Source organism: Siphonobacter sp. SORGH_AS_0500 (assembly GCF_002838835.1).
Taxonomy (GTDB): domain Bacteria; phylum Bacteroidota; class Bacteroidia; order Cytophagales; family Spirosomataceae; genus Siphonobacter.
Genome location: NZ_NHPP01000014.1, coordinates 1 through 15,368 on the forward strand (window position 1 = coordinate 1; position 15,368 = coordinate 15,368).

Annotated in this window: 11 protein-coding genes; 4 read left to right on the forward strand and 7 right to left on the reverse strand. The window is 47.0% G+C overall.

Annotated features, from left to right (window positions below):
• Nucleotides 1–231 precede the first annotated feature (231 nt).
• Complete coding sequence (locus BWI96_RS15815; protein WP_106637524.1) at nucleotides 232–1,233, reverse strand: GlxA family transcriptional regulator; 1,002 nt, start codon at nucleotides 1,231–1,233, stop codon at nucleotides 232–234.
• 191 nt (nucleotides 1,234–1,424) lie between these two features.
• On the opposite strand from BWI96_RS15815, the gene BWI96_RS15820 reads away from it, so the two are divergent.
• From BWI96_RS15820 to BWI96_RS15835, 4 genes are all read left to right on the forward strand, one after another.
• Entirely contained in the window at nucleotides 1,425–1,847 is a 423-nt protein-coding gene (locus tag BWI96_RS15820) for a VOC family protein (RefSeq protein WP_106637525.1), read from the forward strand.
• Between the two features lie 46 nt (nucleotides 1,848–1,893).
• A complete protein-coding gene (locus BWI96_RS15825; RefSeq protein WP_106637526.1) occupies nucleotides 1,894–2,283 on the forward strand; it encodes a VOC family protein in 390 nt (129 codons plus the stop codon).
• A 73-nt stretch (nucleotides 2,284–2,356) separates the two neighbouring features.
• Complete coding sequence (locus BWI96_RS15830) at nucleotides 2,357–2,812, forward strand: SRPBCC domain-containing protein (protein ID WP_106637601.1); 456 nt, start codon at nucleotides 2,357–2,359, stop codon at nucleotides 2,810–2,812.
• Nucleotides 2,813–2,818: 6 nt separating this feature from the next.
• Nucleotides 2,819–3,658, forward strand: a complete 840-nt coding sequence (locus BWI96_RS15835) for a VOC family protein (RefSeq protein ID WP_106637527.1) — start codon at nucleotides 2,819–2,821, stop codon at nucleotides 3,656–3,658.
• 260 nt (nucleotides 3,659–3,918) lie between these two features.
• Here BWI96_RS15835 and BWI96_RS15840 read toward each other — a convergent pair whose 3' ends face one another.
• The 6 genes from BWI96_RS15840 to BWI96_RS15865 all read right to left on the reverse strand — a co-directional run bounded on the left by BWI96_RS15840 (nucleotide 3,919) and on the right by BWI96_RS15865 (nucleotide 14,798).
• Nucleotides 3,919–6,858, reverse strand: coding sequence for a pitrilysin family protein (locus tag BWI96_RS15840; protein ID WP_106637528.1), 2,940 nt, complete (start codon nucleotides 6,856–6,858; stop codon nucleotides 3,919–3,921).
• A 601-nt stretch (nucleotides 6,859–7,459) separates the two neighbouring features.
• Nucleotides 7,460–9,925 (reverse strand): ABC transporter permease, encoded by a 2,466-nt coding sequence (locus BWI96_RS15845; protein ID WP_106637529.1) that lies wholly within the window; start codon nucleotides 9,923–9,925, stop codon nucleotides 7,460–7,462.
• A gap of 48 nt (nucleotides 9,926–9,973) precedes the next feature.
• Entirely contained in the window at nucleotides 9,974–11,257 is a 1,284-nt protein-coding gene (locus BWI96_RS15850) for an ABC transporter permease (RefSeq protein ID WP_157830392.1), read from the reverse strand.
• Nucleotides 11,230–11,859: an FtsX-like permease family protein gene (locus tag BWI96_RS15855; RefSeq protein WP_106637531.1), complete on the reverse strand. Its 630-nt coding sequence runs from the start codon at nucleotides 11,857–11,859 to the stop codon at nucleotides 11,230–11,232. The genes BWI96_RS15850 and BWI96_RS15855 overlap by 28 nt, the downstream gene beginning before the upstream one ends.
• Entirely contained in the window at nucleotides 11,766–12,356 is a 591-nt protein-coding gene (locus BWI96_RS15860; protein WP_106637532.1) for an ABC transporter permease, read from the reverse strand. Before BWI96_RS15860 ends, BWI96_RS15855 begins: the two co-directional genes overlap by 94 nt.
• A gap of 42 nt (nucleotides 12,357–12,398) precedes the next feature.
• Nucleotides 12,399–14,798, reverse strand: coding sequence for an ABC transporter permease (locus BWI96_RS15865; protein WP_106637533.1), 2,400 nt, complete (start codon nucleotides 14,796–14,798; stop codon nucleotides 12,399–12,401).
• Between the last annotated feature and the right edge of the window lie 570 nt (nucleotides 14,799–15,368).

The following is a 15,368-nucleotide window of genomic DNA, read 5'->3' on the forward strand; positions in this document are numbered from 1 at the left end:
ACCAGCGAATCCGTTTGAACCTACAGGGTATGAGTCCCGTAGACTTCCGCATCAACGCTGGCTTTTAAAACAACCGTCCAACTTCTTGGGGCTAGTCCACTTCATCGCGTCTGGGTAGAGGCGATTATTCGTTACGTGAACCTTATTTGCATTGGGGAAGAGGTGTTTTTATTAACCTCTGTATTGCACTCATTTCCCTGCCAGACGCGATGAAGTCGCGTCTCTACAAGGTTACTCATGAGCTACGGACGCGGGTCGGGCGGTCATCATGGAGCCGATGCCAAATTTATCGCGGTATTCCTTCGGAGTTAACCCAGTCAGGTTTTTAAACAGTAATCGAAAATTCTTCATATCGTTATAACCCGACGCGACCATTACTTCAACCATATCTTTATGGGTTGTTTCGAGCATACCTTTCGCCGCTTCAATTTTTGTTTTTTGCAAATAACGAATGGGCGTCATGCCCGTGGCCTGCTTGAATCGGCGGATGATATTTCGACGACTCGAAGGTACTTCGTCCAGGGCTTCTTCTACATTTTTGATTTCACCGAAACGTTTATTAATGGTCAGTTGAACCGTTCGAACAAGAGCATCATCATTGGTAATCGAGGGTTTGAAATGCTCAAAATATAACTGGTTGTTTCGATCCATATCAATGGCGAATGTCTTGGCAATTCGTACCGCCATTTCCCGTCCGCAATGTTGCTGAATGAGTAACAGCTTCATGTGAAAACTGCTCGTTGCTCCGCCACTGGTATAAATATTCTCGCTTTGAGTAATGATCGCGTGCGGTTGAAGCTGTACCGACGGAAATAACTGAGCAAAGGCATCAACGGCTTCAATGTGCGTCGTAGCCTGACGACCGTTGAGTAAGCCTCCCGCAGCCAAGAGAAAGGAGCCCGTGCAAAGACTGATGAGGTTGGCTCCCATCTGAAACTGGCGATGCAGAAAGCCAATAAATTCAGCATTTTCCTGAATGGTTTGGGCCATATCATCCGATCTGAAAGCTGGAATAAAGATCAGATCGCTCTTTTCACTGACTTCCGAAAGGACACGATAGGGGTATTGGCTGAAACTAGAAGGCAATTCAGGATTAAGTCCAATGAACTGAATGTCAAACTGACGATCCAGCTTTTCTTCTTCCAGAAAACGATTGGTCGTTTCGAATACATCAATGATGGCTGCTACACTAAGCAGGCGGTGGTTCTGGGTAAGTAGAATGGATAATTGCATGAAAACCTTTGGGTTGAACGGATAAATGTCACAAATACCCCTGCTAATTGGCACTTTGTACCCCCTTCTCTTTTCTTCCACCAAAGTAAGTTTGCCAAGGCTAATAACAAAGGCCAAGGCTCTTTAACACGCAGAAAATCTGCTTTCTACGCAACAGGCAGTCCGGCAAATCAATCCTAAATGAATCAACCATGTTACAACTGAATCCTTATCTCAACTTCGATGGCCAGACGGAAAAAGCGTTCCAGTTTTATCAATCTGTGTTTGGCGGTGAATTAGTTATTCAAAAAATGCGTGAGGCTCCGGGCGTAGAAAATTTTACGGAAGAAGAGAAAAACCTGATCATGCATGCCAGTATTCTTTTAAGTAACGGTCAGGTTTTGATGGGCTCAGATATTATCAAATCCTACGGGCATTCATTCACGCAGGGAACAAACCATTACATTTCACTGCACGCCGAAAGTAGAGCAGAAGCCGATCATCTGTTTGCTGCTCTCTCTGAGGGTGGAGAGGTAGAAATGCCTCTGGCTGATATGTTTTGGGGTGATTATTTCGGCAGCTTCAAAGACCAATACGGGGTATGCTGGATGATTAATTATGCATTGAAATTCTGAAAAAACACCAAACGAAGCAGGCTACAGCCTAACTACCTCAATTCCTATGAACGAAAACATCATTTGCTGGTTTGAGATCTACACAAAAGACATCGAGCGGGCCAAGAAATTTTACAGTGAAGTAATAGGTACGAAATTTACGGATGCTCCGGCTCCGGGCGACGCAGGAGAAATGAAAATGGCTTTCTTTTCGCCCATGGAAAATCAGGGGGTCAGCGGTGCCCTGATCGAAATGCCGGGAACCAAGGAAGGCGATGGCCATTGCGTGAATACGATGGTATACTTCCCAACGCAGAATTGTACGGAAGAAGAAAGCCGGGTGGAACAAGCGGGTGGTCAGGTCATTCGATCAAAATTTTCGATTGGAGAATTTGGCTTTTGCTCCATCTGTACCGATACGGAAGGAAATCCGTTTGGCTTTTTTTCGATGCAGTAAATCCACTTTGAGGTTCGTAATGTGTATGGAATAGGCTACGAAACGCTTTTCTTAATCTCAAACAGTCATGGCTATGAAAACTCAGCAGTATAAAATAGATATTAACGCCAGTGCCAGTCGGGTTTATGATTTGATGCTGAATCAGGAATCCTATAAACTCTGGACGGCGGAATTTGGCCCTACCTCAGACTTTGATGGTAGTTGGGCGAAAGGAGCAAAGATCATTTTTACGGCCATAGGTGAAGATGGAAAAAAACAAGGAATGGTCGCTAAAATCCGGGAGAACATTCCTGCTACATTTGTTTCCATTGAGCATTATGGGGTTCTTTCAGAAGGAGAGGAAGTCACCGAAGGCCCAGCGGTAGAAGAATGGGCTGGATCGCTGGAGAATTATACCTTTGACGAAAAAGATGGAGTAACTACCCTTACCGTCGATGTGGATACAACCGAAAAATACATTGATTACTTCAATGAAACCTGGCCGCGAGCTCTGAAAAAATTAAAGGACATTTGCGAAGCCTCTAGCTAGAAACGTATGAAACCAGCCCTGTATCCCTGTCTTTGGTTTGACGGAAAGGCCCAGGAGGCCGCCGAGTTATATGTGTCTCTGTTCAGGAATTCTTCCATAAAAAGTAGTAACCCTATGGTTAGTTATTTTGAGTTGGACGGGAATCCTTTCATGGCTTTGAATGGAGGGCCTGAATACCAGCCCAATGCCTCAATTTCGTTTTACGTAACGCTCGAAGATCCCGAGGAGCTTGAAAACATCTGGAATGAATTGATGGTGGAAGGCGAAGCGTTTATTCCTCTGGGGAGTTACGACTGGAGTGAAGTATACGGCTGGGTGCAGGATCGGTACGGAGTTACCTGGCAATTATCACTGGGTAAAGTAGCAGAAGTGAGACAAAGTATCGTGCCTTTATTCATGTTTTGCGGTGATCAGCAGGGCAAAGCCGAAGAGGCTATCTCGTTTTATAGGGATGTCTTTAACGGTACTGAAGAAGTATTCATTGCTCGTTATGAACCCGGTCAGGTAAAGCTGGAGGCTAGCGTAGTTCACGCCCGTTTTAAACTGAACGATCAGTTATTTATGGTCATGGATAGTGCGGTTCCGCAGCCGTTTACTTTCAATGAAGGTATTTCGATGGTCATTAGTTGTGACACGCAGGAAGAAATTGATCATTACTGGAATCATTTCACCGAGAAAGGTCAGGAAGGCGTATGCGGCTGGTGTAAGGATCCGTTTGGTGTCTCGTGGCAGGTGATTCCATCCATGCTAGGGCAACTGATGTCCAATCCGGAAAAGGCTCCCAGGGTTGGAGCCGCCTTTATGAAAATGAAGAAAATGGAGATTGAAACGTTGGTAAATGCGTAAGGACAATACCATAAGCTGTTTCGGGTTTGTAATCCAGATCTGTCTGCGGAGAATCTGTGATCCATCATTGGGATTGTAAAATCCCTTACAGAATACCAATCTGAAACAGCAGCTTTATGGAGAATTTAGCTGGGACCATTGGGCATAGCGAAGACAGAAACAGCCTCCTACCCAGACGCAATTTTATTGCGTCTCTACGGAAAAGGAAATCTTTTAGAATTGAAAAAGCAGGCCGGGTTTTACGTCCGGCCTGCTTTTCATTAATACCCGAAAATCTCTTCCAGAGTTACCTTCTTCACTTTACCGTATTTATTTAGAGAAGCCAGCGGCACTTTATTTTCCGAGGCTACAATACAGTAAGTGTAGGGTTTGTTCGCTAATTCTTTCTCGCTAAACTTCTTCAGATCAGCAAAAGTGAGTTGATCCAAAGCGGCGTATATCTTTTCCCGTTCGTCGTAATTCAGCCCTTTTTCCTGAGCGGCCAGGTAATTGTAAATCACTCCGTCCTGAAGAACGCGTTCCGTTTCCAGTGACTTCTTCATTCCTTTTTTCGCCGATTCCAGAGCTACGGGAGATTCAGGAAGTTTATTCAGTAATTCATTCATGCCCGCAACGGCTTCGGGTAACTTATCGGCCTGACAACCGATGTAGGCAATGAGTGTATAGTCATCATTTTTCTTGGCTGGCGTGTTGTAGTACGCATACGTAGAGTAGGCCAGGGCCTTCGATTCCCGAAGCGTTTGGAACACTACCGAAGCCATTCCTCCACCAAAATAGTTATTGAAAAACTCAATCGTTGGCGTCTCGGCAGCGTTATACGTCTCCGTGTTCCGAATCCAGGAAATTTCCGACTGAACCATGTCATAATCGGCGAATAATACCTCGTTTGCTGACTGTTTCAATTGTTTGAATTCCTGCTTGGCCGGAACCGCCGCAAATGAGGCTGGTAATGCGTGCAGAGCTACGATTTGTTGTTCAAACTGAGGTAACGTCAGCGGGCCGTAATAGATGATTTGATGAGGCATCGTTACCAGTGAATGAATGAAATTCACGAGCTCAGTAGCCGTTACCTTTTCCAGTTCTTCATTACTCAACTGGTTATTAAACGGATTTTTCGCACCGTATTCGGCATACTGCATCAAACCCTGCATGATACTACCCTTGTTGAGTTTATTATCTGCCCGTTGTTTCAGCAGGCGACCTTTCAGTTCTTCCAGAGCTTTCTCATCGGGTTTACAGGTGCGGAGCAATTGTTCAAGCAGTTGGGTGGCAGGGGTGAAGTTCCCCTGTAAGCCCGTCAGACGGATGGTAGTGTACTCATTCCCCGGCTGAATCGTGTAACTACAGGCCAGATTATAAAACTCCGTGCTGATCTGGTCGGCGGTCATTTGGTCGGTGCTTAACAAACCGATATACTGCGTGGCCAGTCCTAATAATTTGCTGTGGTAGGTACCGAGTTTCAGGCGGTAACCCAGACGGAAAATTTCGTTTTCGGTATTCGCGGCGTACAGTACCTCGGCGATTCCCGCTTTACCCTGTTTTACGTCTTTTTGATAATCCAGCCAAACGGGTTTGATCGCCGCCATGGGCATGTTATCAATCTTTTTCAGGAAGGGGGACTCTTTGTCGGTATTGGTAGCCACGGGCGTGATCGTGGGCTTATCTACTTTCTGAATGCTCTTGTCTTCGCCCTTGCGTTTGTAGACAATTACATAGTTATCCTTCAGCCATTCATTCGCAAAAGCTACTACTTCCGCTTTTGTAACCTTCGACATTGCGTCCAGCCGATCGGTATAGGCCAGCCAGCTTTCGCCTTTGTCATTCGTGAATGATTCCAGCAAAGGATACACGCGGCTGTAGTTGTTTTCCAGTTCGCGAATGGCGTTGAGTTTATAATTATTGACGATGGAACGCAGGATTTTTTCGTCAAACTCACCTTTCTTCAATTTCGCTACCTGACCCATCAATAAATCTTTCACTTCTTCCAGCGATTGCCCTTTTTTCGGACGTCCCGACATAGACCAAACCGAGTAATCTTTCAGTTTTTCAATAGTCGAGCCGCCACCCAGAATTTTCTGGCCTTTGTTCAGATTCAAGTCAATCAGACCAGCCGCTGAGTTGGACATAACCTCATCCATCAGCGTTTCCAGAATGGATGCTTTGGCATCGAGAACGCCGGGTAACCGAAATCCAATTCTCACCGATTCGGGCGTGGGGCCATACACTTCTTTGGTTTGGATACTCGTTAGCGGAGCCTCTTTGGGCGGGTTATACAGGCTAACGGGTTTCGGTTTCCAGAAGCTGAATTTCTGATCAATCATCTTAACCAGTTCATCCGGGTTGAAATCTCCGGCCATGATGACAGCCATGTTATTCGGCACATAATACTTATCGAAATACTTCCGAATTTCAATCAGTGAAGGATTTTTCAGGTGCTCAACGGTTCCGATGGTGGTCTGCTGTCCGTAGTTGTGCGTAGGAAACAAAGCGGCCATCATTACCTCTTCCACCTTCCAGGGGTCGTTATCCAGGCTACGATTTTTTTCTTCGTAAACGGCCTCTAACTCCGTGTGGAAAATGCGGAAAACGGGTTTGCGGAAACGCTCGGCCTGCAAGCTCAAATACCGATCCAGAGCATTGGAAGGAATGTCTTCCATGTAGGCTGTTACCTCATAACTCGTAAATGCGTTGGAATTCTGACCGCCCATGCTGGCAATCATTTTATCGTATTCGTTTGCAATGGCAAACTTGGCCGCTTCGCCCGATTTCTGGTCAATCTGGCGGTAAATGGCCTTCCGTTGAGCCGTATCAGTGGTGCTGTGATACTTTTCGTAAAGAGCATTAATCTCATCCAGCAACGGTTTTTCCTTGGCCCAGTTTAGCGTTCCATATTGATCAGTGCCTTTAAAAAGCATGTGTTCCAGGTAGTGAGCCAAACCCGTATTGGTGCGGGGATCGGTGTTGGAACCTGCCCGTGTGGGCATGAAAGAGAAAATGCGGGGTTCTTTTTTATTAACCGTCAAAATAACCGTCAGTCCGTTTTTGAGAGTATAAAAACGGGTTTTCATGGGGTCATTCGCGACGTAACGGTAGGTGTAACCCCCGCTGGAGGCTGTTTCCCAGGCGTGTTTTTTCTGAGCTTGAGAGGTGGAAGGCACGAGGGCAAACAATAGGAATGCCCCCCAAAGGAGTCGTTTCATGTAGTAAAATCAATGGTTTGATATGGATGTCACTAATGTAGCTAAATCAGCATTATGATGCTTAGTATCCGGCTCAGGAATACAAACAAATTATCCCGAAAAATCGATTTTTTCGGGATAAGCTAAGCGGCTGTTTAAAACTGAGATTTAAATACAAAGTAAATAGACCTTTCCCTGCGTTCGAGAAGTAATAGCAGAAAAAGTCTACACCGCGATTTGCCATTCAGAACTATCCCGTTCCCGCAACAAGTTGCTCGGCTCTAACCGAGTGATTGCGAAAATATTATAATCACTAATGATGACGTTATCGGTAGCGTTACCTTCGACTATCAATATTGGAATAACGGTAAAATTACTAATTGGGAAAAAGAATATTGGACGTTAGTGAAAATGAATGGTACGTGGGAAATTGTGAACGTTGCTTTTTCAATAGCTGAATAAGTGAATTCACGAGACAAGAGAATACTAAGATAAATAATTAACTGTCTGCCTGGAAAATTAGACGTTTGATCGATCAGAGACTTGTGTACTACTTGTAGTTACGTGTATACAAAAAAACTCACAATTGCTTGTGAGTTTTTGAGTCTTGCTAATGGAAATACTATTCCACCTTTAATGATTTTACCGGATTTGCATTCGCCGCCCGGATTGCTTGGGTACTCACCGTCAGCAGGGCAACCAGCAACGCTAACGTACCCGCCGCCGCAAACAGCCACCAGCTTAGCTCCGTGCGGTAGGCAAAACCATTGAGCCATTCCCGGAGTAAATACCAGGCCGCCGGGGCTGCCAGCAGGAAGGCTAGTCCGACCAGAATCAGAAATTCTTTGGAGAGTAAAGCCACCAGCTGAGTAACTGATGCTCCCAGCACTTTCCGGATACCAATTTCTTTGGTACGCCGTTCAGCGGTAAAAGTTACCAATCCAAATAAGCCCAGACAACTGATAAAAATGGCGATTCCCGTGGCTAGGTTGGTGAGCTTTACCAGATTTCGTTCTTTATTGTAGAGCTTGGCAATTTCATCGTCGAAGAAGGTGTACGAAAAATCCTCCCCGCGGTACGTTTCATTCCAGAGTTGTTTGATCTGAGCCAGTGTAGCATCGAACGCCTGAGCACTGCCCGTTTGTAACCGCACGTTAAATTGGGATAGACTACTAGGGCTATTGTTCATCAAGGCCGTAGGCTGGATGGATTCGTGTAATGAACGACCATGAAAATCTTGTACAACCCCCACCACCGGAATCTGGGCCCCATTCCCGTATTGCAGGAATTGACCAATGGCCTCCGTGGGTTGGCGGAAACCCATCTGTCGGGCCAGGGTTTCGTTGATAACCAGTTCGCTCGTGGTATCGCTTTCGGCGAAATTTCTCCCCGCCAGCAGATGAAACCCGAAGAGACTTAAGTACTGCGTATCGCCATCTTTGCGGTACACATTGATCGCTACTTTCTGTTTGTTGCGAACGGCATTCATCATGGATGAACTGTAGCCCGAAGAAATAGGCGACTGATTCGCCAAACTCACCTGTTTGACGCCCGAAAGTTTTCGGATACGGTCGGCCAGCGTAATGCGTTGGTTCTGATCACTGATCCAGAAGTATTTAGTCGGTACGCGAAAAGTAACGATAGCTTCCCGGTTAAAACCCAGGTCTTTCTGAATCATGTACTGCAATTGCCGACTAACGAATAAGGCTCCAATAATGAACATTTGGGCAATCACAAACTGCGAAATGATGAGTACCCGACGAAGACCGATTTTTCCCGGCTGAACAAAAAGGTTGGTACCACGAAGGGTAAGAATGGGCATAAAACGCGAGATCAGTAAACCGGGGTAGATACCGGCTAGCAAAGCCGTAAGCAGTGCCATGGCCAGCAGGAATAGCCAAAAGGTAGGCTGGCTTAAGTCCAATTCCACGCCCGATGGTATCAGTTCACTCAGGTAGATCAGACCCAGTTCGGCCAGAGCAATGGAGAACAAAACGGCTACGACGGTTACCAGCAGCGTTTCGCCGAGCAACTGCGAGATGAGGTGACTGCGGCGACTGCCTAGGGTTTTACGAATACCGATTTCCTTGCCTCGCTGACTGGCGTGAGCCGTAGACAGATTTACAAAATTGATGGAGGCCAGCAGCAGTAAAAATACACCCACTGCGGCCAGCCCATACAGGGTAGGCTTGTGGGCTATTCGCAAGCCATTGGCGTAGGTTTGATTGAAATGAACGTCAGATAAAGGCTGAAAACTAAACCAGCGTTTCCACTCGATGGAAGAATCCCCGGAATGACTATCAATCAGTTTTGTAACCTTCTGGGCCAGTTGATCAGGATTGGCACCGGGCTTGATTTTTATCAGGCATTGGGACGCTCCATTGGTGTTCGTCCAGGCGTCAAAACCGTAGTTTTCGCGACGTTTTTTACTGCTTGTCAGGGTAGCCAAGGATAGGTAGGCCGGATACGAAAAGTCACTTCGCTCAACGGCATTTTTTACAAGGCCCGATACCGTTAATTCCAGGGTATCCTGGTAGGAAACGGCCCGTAACGTTCGACCCAGTACCTTGGACGAGGCTTCGCCAAAATAACGTTCAGCCAGACGTTGCGTCAGGACGATCTGATTGGGTTTGGCGAGCGACGTCTGAGGCGAGCCTGCGATCCACTCCGCTGGCAAGATCTTAAAGAATTGAGCATCCGTAAAGATCATGTGAGAAGAGGATTCCTTCGCTGCCGGAAAAAGGATAGGTGCTTGCCCCAAGCGAGGCACTTCAATTTGCTCAAAACTTTCCTGGTGAAAAGCAGCGACGGTCTCCAGACCCGTTACTTCCCGCCGAATACTTTCGGGAATGGGAGCAGAAACGCCGGCGTTGTGTCCCGGATCGTCGCCAAATTTGAACTCCGTCACGAGCCGATAAATCCGATCGGCGTCGGGTGGATGTCGGTCAAAGCTAAATTCATAATTAACCAGTAAAAAAATAACGATACAGGCCGAAAGCCCTACCGCCAAACCCAGGACATTAATGCTAGTCGTCAGGCGATTTCGCCAAAGCGTGCGAAGAGCGATTTTAAGATAATTCTTGAACATGATAGTAAGGTTGGGAAGGGGGCTTCCTGATGAAAAGATGTAAACTCGTTACTCACTTTTGAGACTCTTCACCGGATCGGCATTGGCTGCCCGAATGGCCTGCGTAGAAACGGTCACAAGGGCAATCACCAGAGCAATCAATCCACCTATGCCAAACGTAAGCCCGCCCAGGCTGGCCCTGTAGGCAAAGCCCTCCAGCCAGCGATCAAGGGCATACCAGGCCAAGGGAGAGGCCATGGCAAAAGCGATGAGTACAAGGACAACGAAATCTTTGGAAATGAGGCTTGAAATATGAAAAACACTGGCTCCTAATACCTTTCGAATACCGATTTCTTTGGTTCGAACTTCTACGGTATACGTAGCCAATCCAAAAAGACCTAAACAGGAAATAAGAATAGCGATCGTAGCGAACAGGTTGAAAAGTATTCCGGTCTGTTGTTCTTGCTCGTGTAGCCGCTGAAAGCTTTCTTCCATAAAATGATACCCAAAGGGCTGGTCTGGATACAAGCGTTTCCAGATTTTCTCCGTTTCTACCAGAGCCCGCGAGGTATTGGCCAGCGAGGCTTTTACGTAAAACGTACGTTGCCAGGAAAGATCATAGAATAAAACGGCCGGAGCAATGGCTTCGTGAAAATTGCGGAAATGAAAATCTTTGACAATTCCAATGATTTGTCCGGCTCTACCATTAAACGTGATGGATTGTCCGACATAGGGCGGTTTCAATCCCAGGGTTTTTACGGCTTTTTCGTTAAGAATCACGTTAGCCGTATCCATTCGTACGGCATGACTGAACCAACGGCCTTCCAGTAGCTTAAGGTTGAATATAGGCTGGAACTCAGGTTCAACTGACAACGCCGAAACAGTAGGATTGAAGTCTTCTGCCTTGCCTTTCCACTGCAGACCGCCCGACATACTGTTGGGGTTATTTTCGAGCGGAAGACTGGTGGCAGTTACGCCATCAATAGAAGTCAGAGTACGAAGCTGAGTTTTGAACGCTTCCCGATCCTTGCGGTTTCTGAACTCGTCGGAAGGAAGCTCCAGGCTGAAAACACCTTCCCGGGAATACCCCGGATCGTGTGTCTGAATGAAATGAAGTTGTTTGAAAATGCCCAGCGTGCCAATGATTAGGGTAATGGAAATGGTAAACTGAAGAACCACCAGTGCTTTTCGGAAGTGCGTTGTTTTCGTTCCTAGCAGCTGATTGCCTTTCAGAACCTGAATGGGCTGAAAGGAAGAAAGCAGCAGGGCCGGATAAATGCCCGACAGGAAAATGGTCACCAGCATTGTTCCCAATAGTATGCTCGCTACGCCGGGGTCGCTGAGGGTAAACACAAAGTGTTTTTTCGTGAAGTCATTAAAAAGGGTAATAGCAGCTCTACTAACGCGAGCGTCAGGCCAAGAGCTAGTAACGTAAAGACCAGTGATTCCGTCAGAAACTGCCCAAATAATCGGCCCCGTTCGGCCCCAATCAACTTTTTAACACCTACCTCCTTGGACCGCGTACTTGCTCGGGCAGTGGACAGGTTTACGTAGTTGATGCAGGCAATGATGAGAATTAGTAAGCCGACGATACCCAAAATCTGCGTAGTACGTTCATTTCCGCTGGCTAACTCATCCCGCTGAAATCCTTTGGCAAAGTGGATGTCAGTAAGGGGGAGCAGGCTGGCAATGGTATGCGTGTCTTTTTTGTAGGTACGAAAGAGGTTCGTCAATTTAGCTCCGACGGCCTTGGTACTGGAGCCAGGCACCAGTTGTAGGAACAGTTGATAGTTAAAGTTTCCCCACTGGCGATCGTTGGCGGCGTCTTCAGGATTTTTCAACAGGGCCGCAATGGGCAATATCAGATCGAACTGAAAGCTGGACTGGGCCGGATTATCCCTGACGATGCCTTTGACGACGTAGTCTGTAGAATCGAGTCGAATGGTCTGACCGATAGCCGAAGCGGCATCGCCGAAAAACGTTTTGCTTTTGACTGGGTTAAAACGATGCTATTGTAGTCCTTGAAAACGACTTTGGGACTGCCCATGACGAACTGGTAATCAAAGACTTCAAACCAGGTGGAGTCGACATACGCAGCGTTTGGTTCCTTGAAAAGCTCATGGTTTATCCGAACAACGAGTGGACTCCAGGGCTTCTGAAAACGAGCTACTTTTTCAACTTCTGGAATTTGCTTTTGGGCAAAATCTCCCAGGACGAGTGGCGAATTAGACCATACCCACGAATCCTGCGGACTGATTTGGAGCGTATTGGTCACCCGATAAATCCGATCTGCCCGTTGGTGATAGGCATCGAAACGCAGTTCATTCTGCACCCATAACAAAAGCAGAATCGAGGCCGTCATACCAAGGGCCAGGCCCCCGATATTGAGTCCCGAATACATTTTGTTTCGCCATAAATTGCGGAAGGTAATTTTGATGTGGTTTTTCAGCATAGGGGTAAGGTATTAGGAAAACCAGGTAGGAATAGGTAATCTTTACTCACTTTTCAAACTCTTCACCGGATTGGCATTAGCTGCCCGAATGGCCTGACTACTTACCGTGATAAACGCAATCAACAGAGCGATGAAACCCGATAGGGCGAAGGCTACCCAACCCATCTGAATACGGGTGGCGTAGGCTTGTAGCCAGTCTTGCATGAAATACCAGGCCAGCGGAAACGCGATGGCGTTAGCAATCAGTACCAGTTTTAAAAATTCTTTGGATAAAAGTAGCGTAATGCTTGATAAGGTGGCCCCCAGTACTTTACGTATGCCAATTTCTTTACGACGGGTTTCAACGGCAAACGTAGCCAGTCCGAACAGTCCAAGGCAGGCAATCAGAATAGCCAGACCGGTAAAGGCTGCCAGCATGGTGCCCAGTTTACTTTCGGCTTTGTACAGAGCATCGTAGGCTTCGTCGAGGAAGTAATACTCGAAAGGATACTCCGTCTCGTATTTTTTGAATACCGATTCTATCGTTGCCAGTCGGGAAGTCACGTTACCACCAGCGGCCAGCTTCAGGTACAGACAGCCTCCGTAAGTCATCAGTTCCCGCGTCGTATCGGCTACTACGGAGATACCCAGTCCGCCCTGTGGGTTCTTGCTGGAAAAGAGGTTGAAATTTTTCACGACTCCCACCACTTCAGAAGCCTGGTTGCCCAACTGAATTTTTTCGCCAATCGGTCTTTCCGTAAATCCAAAATCTTTTAAAGCCGATTCATTCAGAATCAATGACGGTGGATTGGACGAGTAGGGGCGGGTAGGCTTGATTTTCCAGGGTACATTCATAGTCTGGAAAAAGGAATTGTCTACAGCCGTAATCTGAAGAGAAATATCCTTTTTAGTAACCGGCGACTGCGTAAAGAACATACTCACACCACCCTTGAACAGTGGCCAGCTCGCCGCCGCTACGTTTTGAATACCAGCCTGTTGCCGGAGTTCCTGCTTGAATGCGGCGTAGTGAGCAACCATCGTTTGTGGAACGGTAATTACAACAATGCCTTCACGATCCAGTCCGATATTCTGCTGACGGAGAAAGTCAAGCTGATTTTTGACAATCAGACTGCACACAATCAAACCAATGGAAACGGAAAATTGAAAAATGGTCAGGATGCGGCGAATATTAATGCCGTTTGCCTTGGAAAACCGTCCTTTCAGAACTTCGGCCGGAGCAAATTGGGAGAGGAGCAGGGCCGGATAACTGCCCGCCAACAGTGTACAAATCAGAAGCAGACCAGCCAGTAACCCGATGAAGAGTGGCGTACTCAGGAAGGTATCGCTAATGTGAAGATCCAGCCACTGAAAGAAAAAGGGCCGTAAAGCTTCAACCAGCAGTAGACTTAGCCCAAAGGAAATCAGGGTAATCAGTACGGATTCGGTGTAAAACTGAGCGGCTAGGTTACTGCGTAAGCCACCGAGTACTTTCCGCACGCCTACTTCTTTGGCCCGTTGCGTAGCCCGGGCCGTGGTCAGGTTCATGTAGTTGATCAGGGCTAGCAGCAAAATACCCAAGGCAATACCCGTGAACAAGCCATGGTATTGCTGGGAATGATCCACCAGGATGCCGTGCAGGTGAAGATCAGTGAAGGGCTCTAAAATGAACTCCTCGGGTTTCTCACCTTTTTTGACGGGTTGATCCTTCAGGTGCAGTTGACTGATTAACCGTTCCACCTTGGGTCGGTGTTCGGCTTTTGTCAGCAGGAAATACGTATAAAAAGCCCCGCCGCCAACGTGGCTGTATTCCAATTGCTGTCGTAAGCCATCGTCGTAGGAAGCCAGATTTTTCTGCGTAGCAAAGGAAATAAGTGCGGAGAAGGAAATCGTACTGTGGGAAGGCAGGCTTTCCAGCACGCCGGTTACTTCCAGCGGTACTTTATTGTCGTAGACCAGGGTTTTCCCCAGCGGATTGGCCGCTCCGAAATATTTCTGGGCTAATTCTGGGGAAAGTACAATCGTATTGGGACGGGTTAAGGCAGTAGCTGCGTTTCCCTTCTGAAGTGGATACGTAAAGACGCTCAAAAAGGAAGGGTCGGCAAAGAGAAGCTCATCCTCAAAGGAGTGGAAGTTAGTGACCGTTTTTAACACCGTTCGCACGGAAGGTCGCGTACGAACCGTCGCTTCCACCAGATCCGGGCGGGCGTCTTGTGTACGCGGTCCCAGTTGTGGCGACATGGACTGCGTCTGGATGTGCGTGTCGCCGTAAGGCATCCGGTCCATCGTTTGAAAAATCCGACTGCCTTTCTGATGAAACGTATCGTAACTGTATTCGTGGACAACGTACAGCAAAATCAGAATACTGACGGCCAATCCAGCGGCTAACCCGCCAATGTTGAGCAGGCTGTACAGGGGATTCCGTCGGAGGTTACGCAAGGCTATTTGCAGGTAGTTCTTCAGCATACGTTCAGGGATCCAGGATGTTGAGGCGGTGCCTAGAAAGTCGTGCCCTATCGCTTGAAAAATAAAAAGTATCTGATTTATAGGGAATTGAATAAAAGCTTATGTCCATTTACGTACAGTTCACTGTACGCAAATGGACATAAGTACCTATTTAAATCAACTCTCCCTAATCAACCTGAAGCTGGTTATCCGCAGCGAAACTTGCTTTTCGATTCTCAATCAGAAGCCATGATTCGCACTGGAAATTATAAATGTTAGACCGTCTATTAAAAGCTGTCTGAAAGTTATAATCGAAGCCCTTCATGCAAATCAGAATGCGATCCTTTGTTTTGTTAGGGTTAATAGGTTTGGGATAACGGCAGGTAGAACCTGCCTCTTTGTAGGAGCGAGAGGGAATCTCGCAGCAGTGGGTTTTAGTTAGTTAAACCAAAATCTTTGAGTAAAGCGGCCTACATCACACGTTCGTAGTTTAACTCAAAATTTTGGTTTTGAAAGGGTATAGACGCGACTTCATCGCATTTGCCTTTCCCGTGATGGCTGGTGTCTCATCAGTCATCTGTACGCAAACAG

Coding starts and splice junctions, on each gene's coding strand:
- BWI96_RS15860 (WP_106637532.1), bottom strand. CDS start 12,356: ATGCTGAAAAACCACATCAAAATTACCTTCCGCAATTTATGGCGAAAC.
- BWI96_RS15825 (WP_106637526.1), top strand. CDS start 1,894: ATGAACGAAAACATCATTTGCTGGTTTGAGATCTACACAAAAGACATC.
- BWI96_RS15815 (WP_106637524.1), bottom strand. CDS start 1,233: ATGCAATTATCCATTCTACTTACCCAGAACCACCGCCTGCTTAGTGTA.
- BWI96_RS15840 (WP_106637528.1), bottom strand. CDS start 6,858: ATGAAACGACTCCTTTGGGGGGCATTCCTATTGTTTGCCCTCGTGCCT.
- BWI96_RS15835 (WP_106637527.1), top strand. CDS start 2,819: ATGAAACCAGCCCTGTATCCCTGTCTTTGGTTTGACGGAAAGGCCCAG.
- BWI96_RS15865 (WP_106637533.1), bottom strand. CDS start 14,798: ATGCTGAAGAACTACCTGCAAATAGCCTTGCGTAACCTCCGACGGAAT.
- BWI96_RS15830 (WP_106637601.1), top strand. CDS start 2,357: ATGAAAACTCAGCAGTATAAAATAGATATTAACGCCAGTGCCAGTCGG.
- BWI96_RS15820 (WP_106637525.1), top strand. CDS start 1,425: ATGTTACAACTGAATCCTTATCTCAACTTCGATGGCCAGACGGAAAAA.
- BWI96_RS15845 (WP_106637529.1), bottom strand. CDS start 9,925: ATGTTCAAGAATTATCTTAAAATCGCTCTTCGCACGCTTTGGCGAAAT.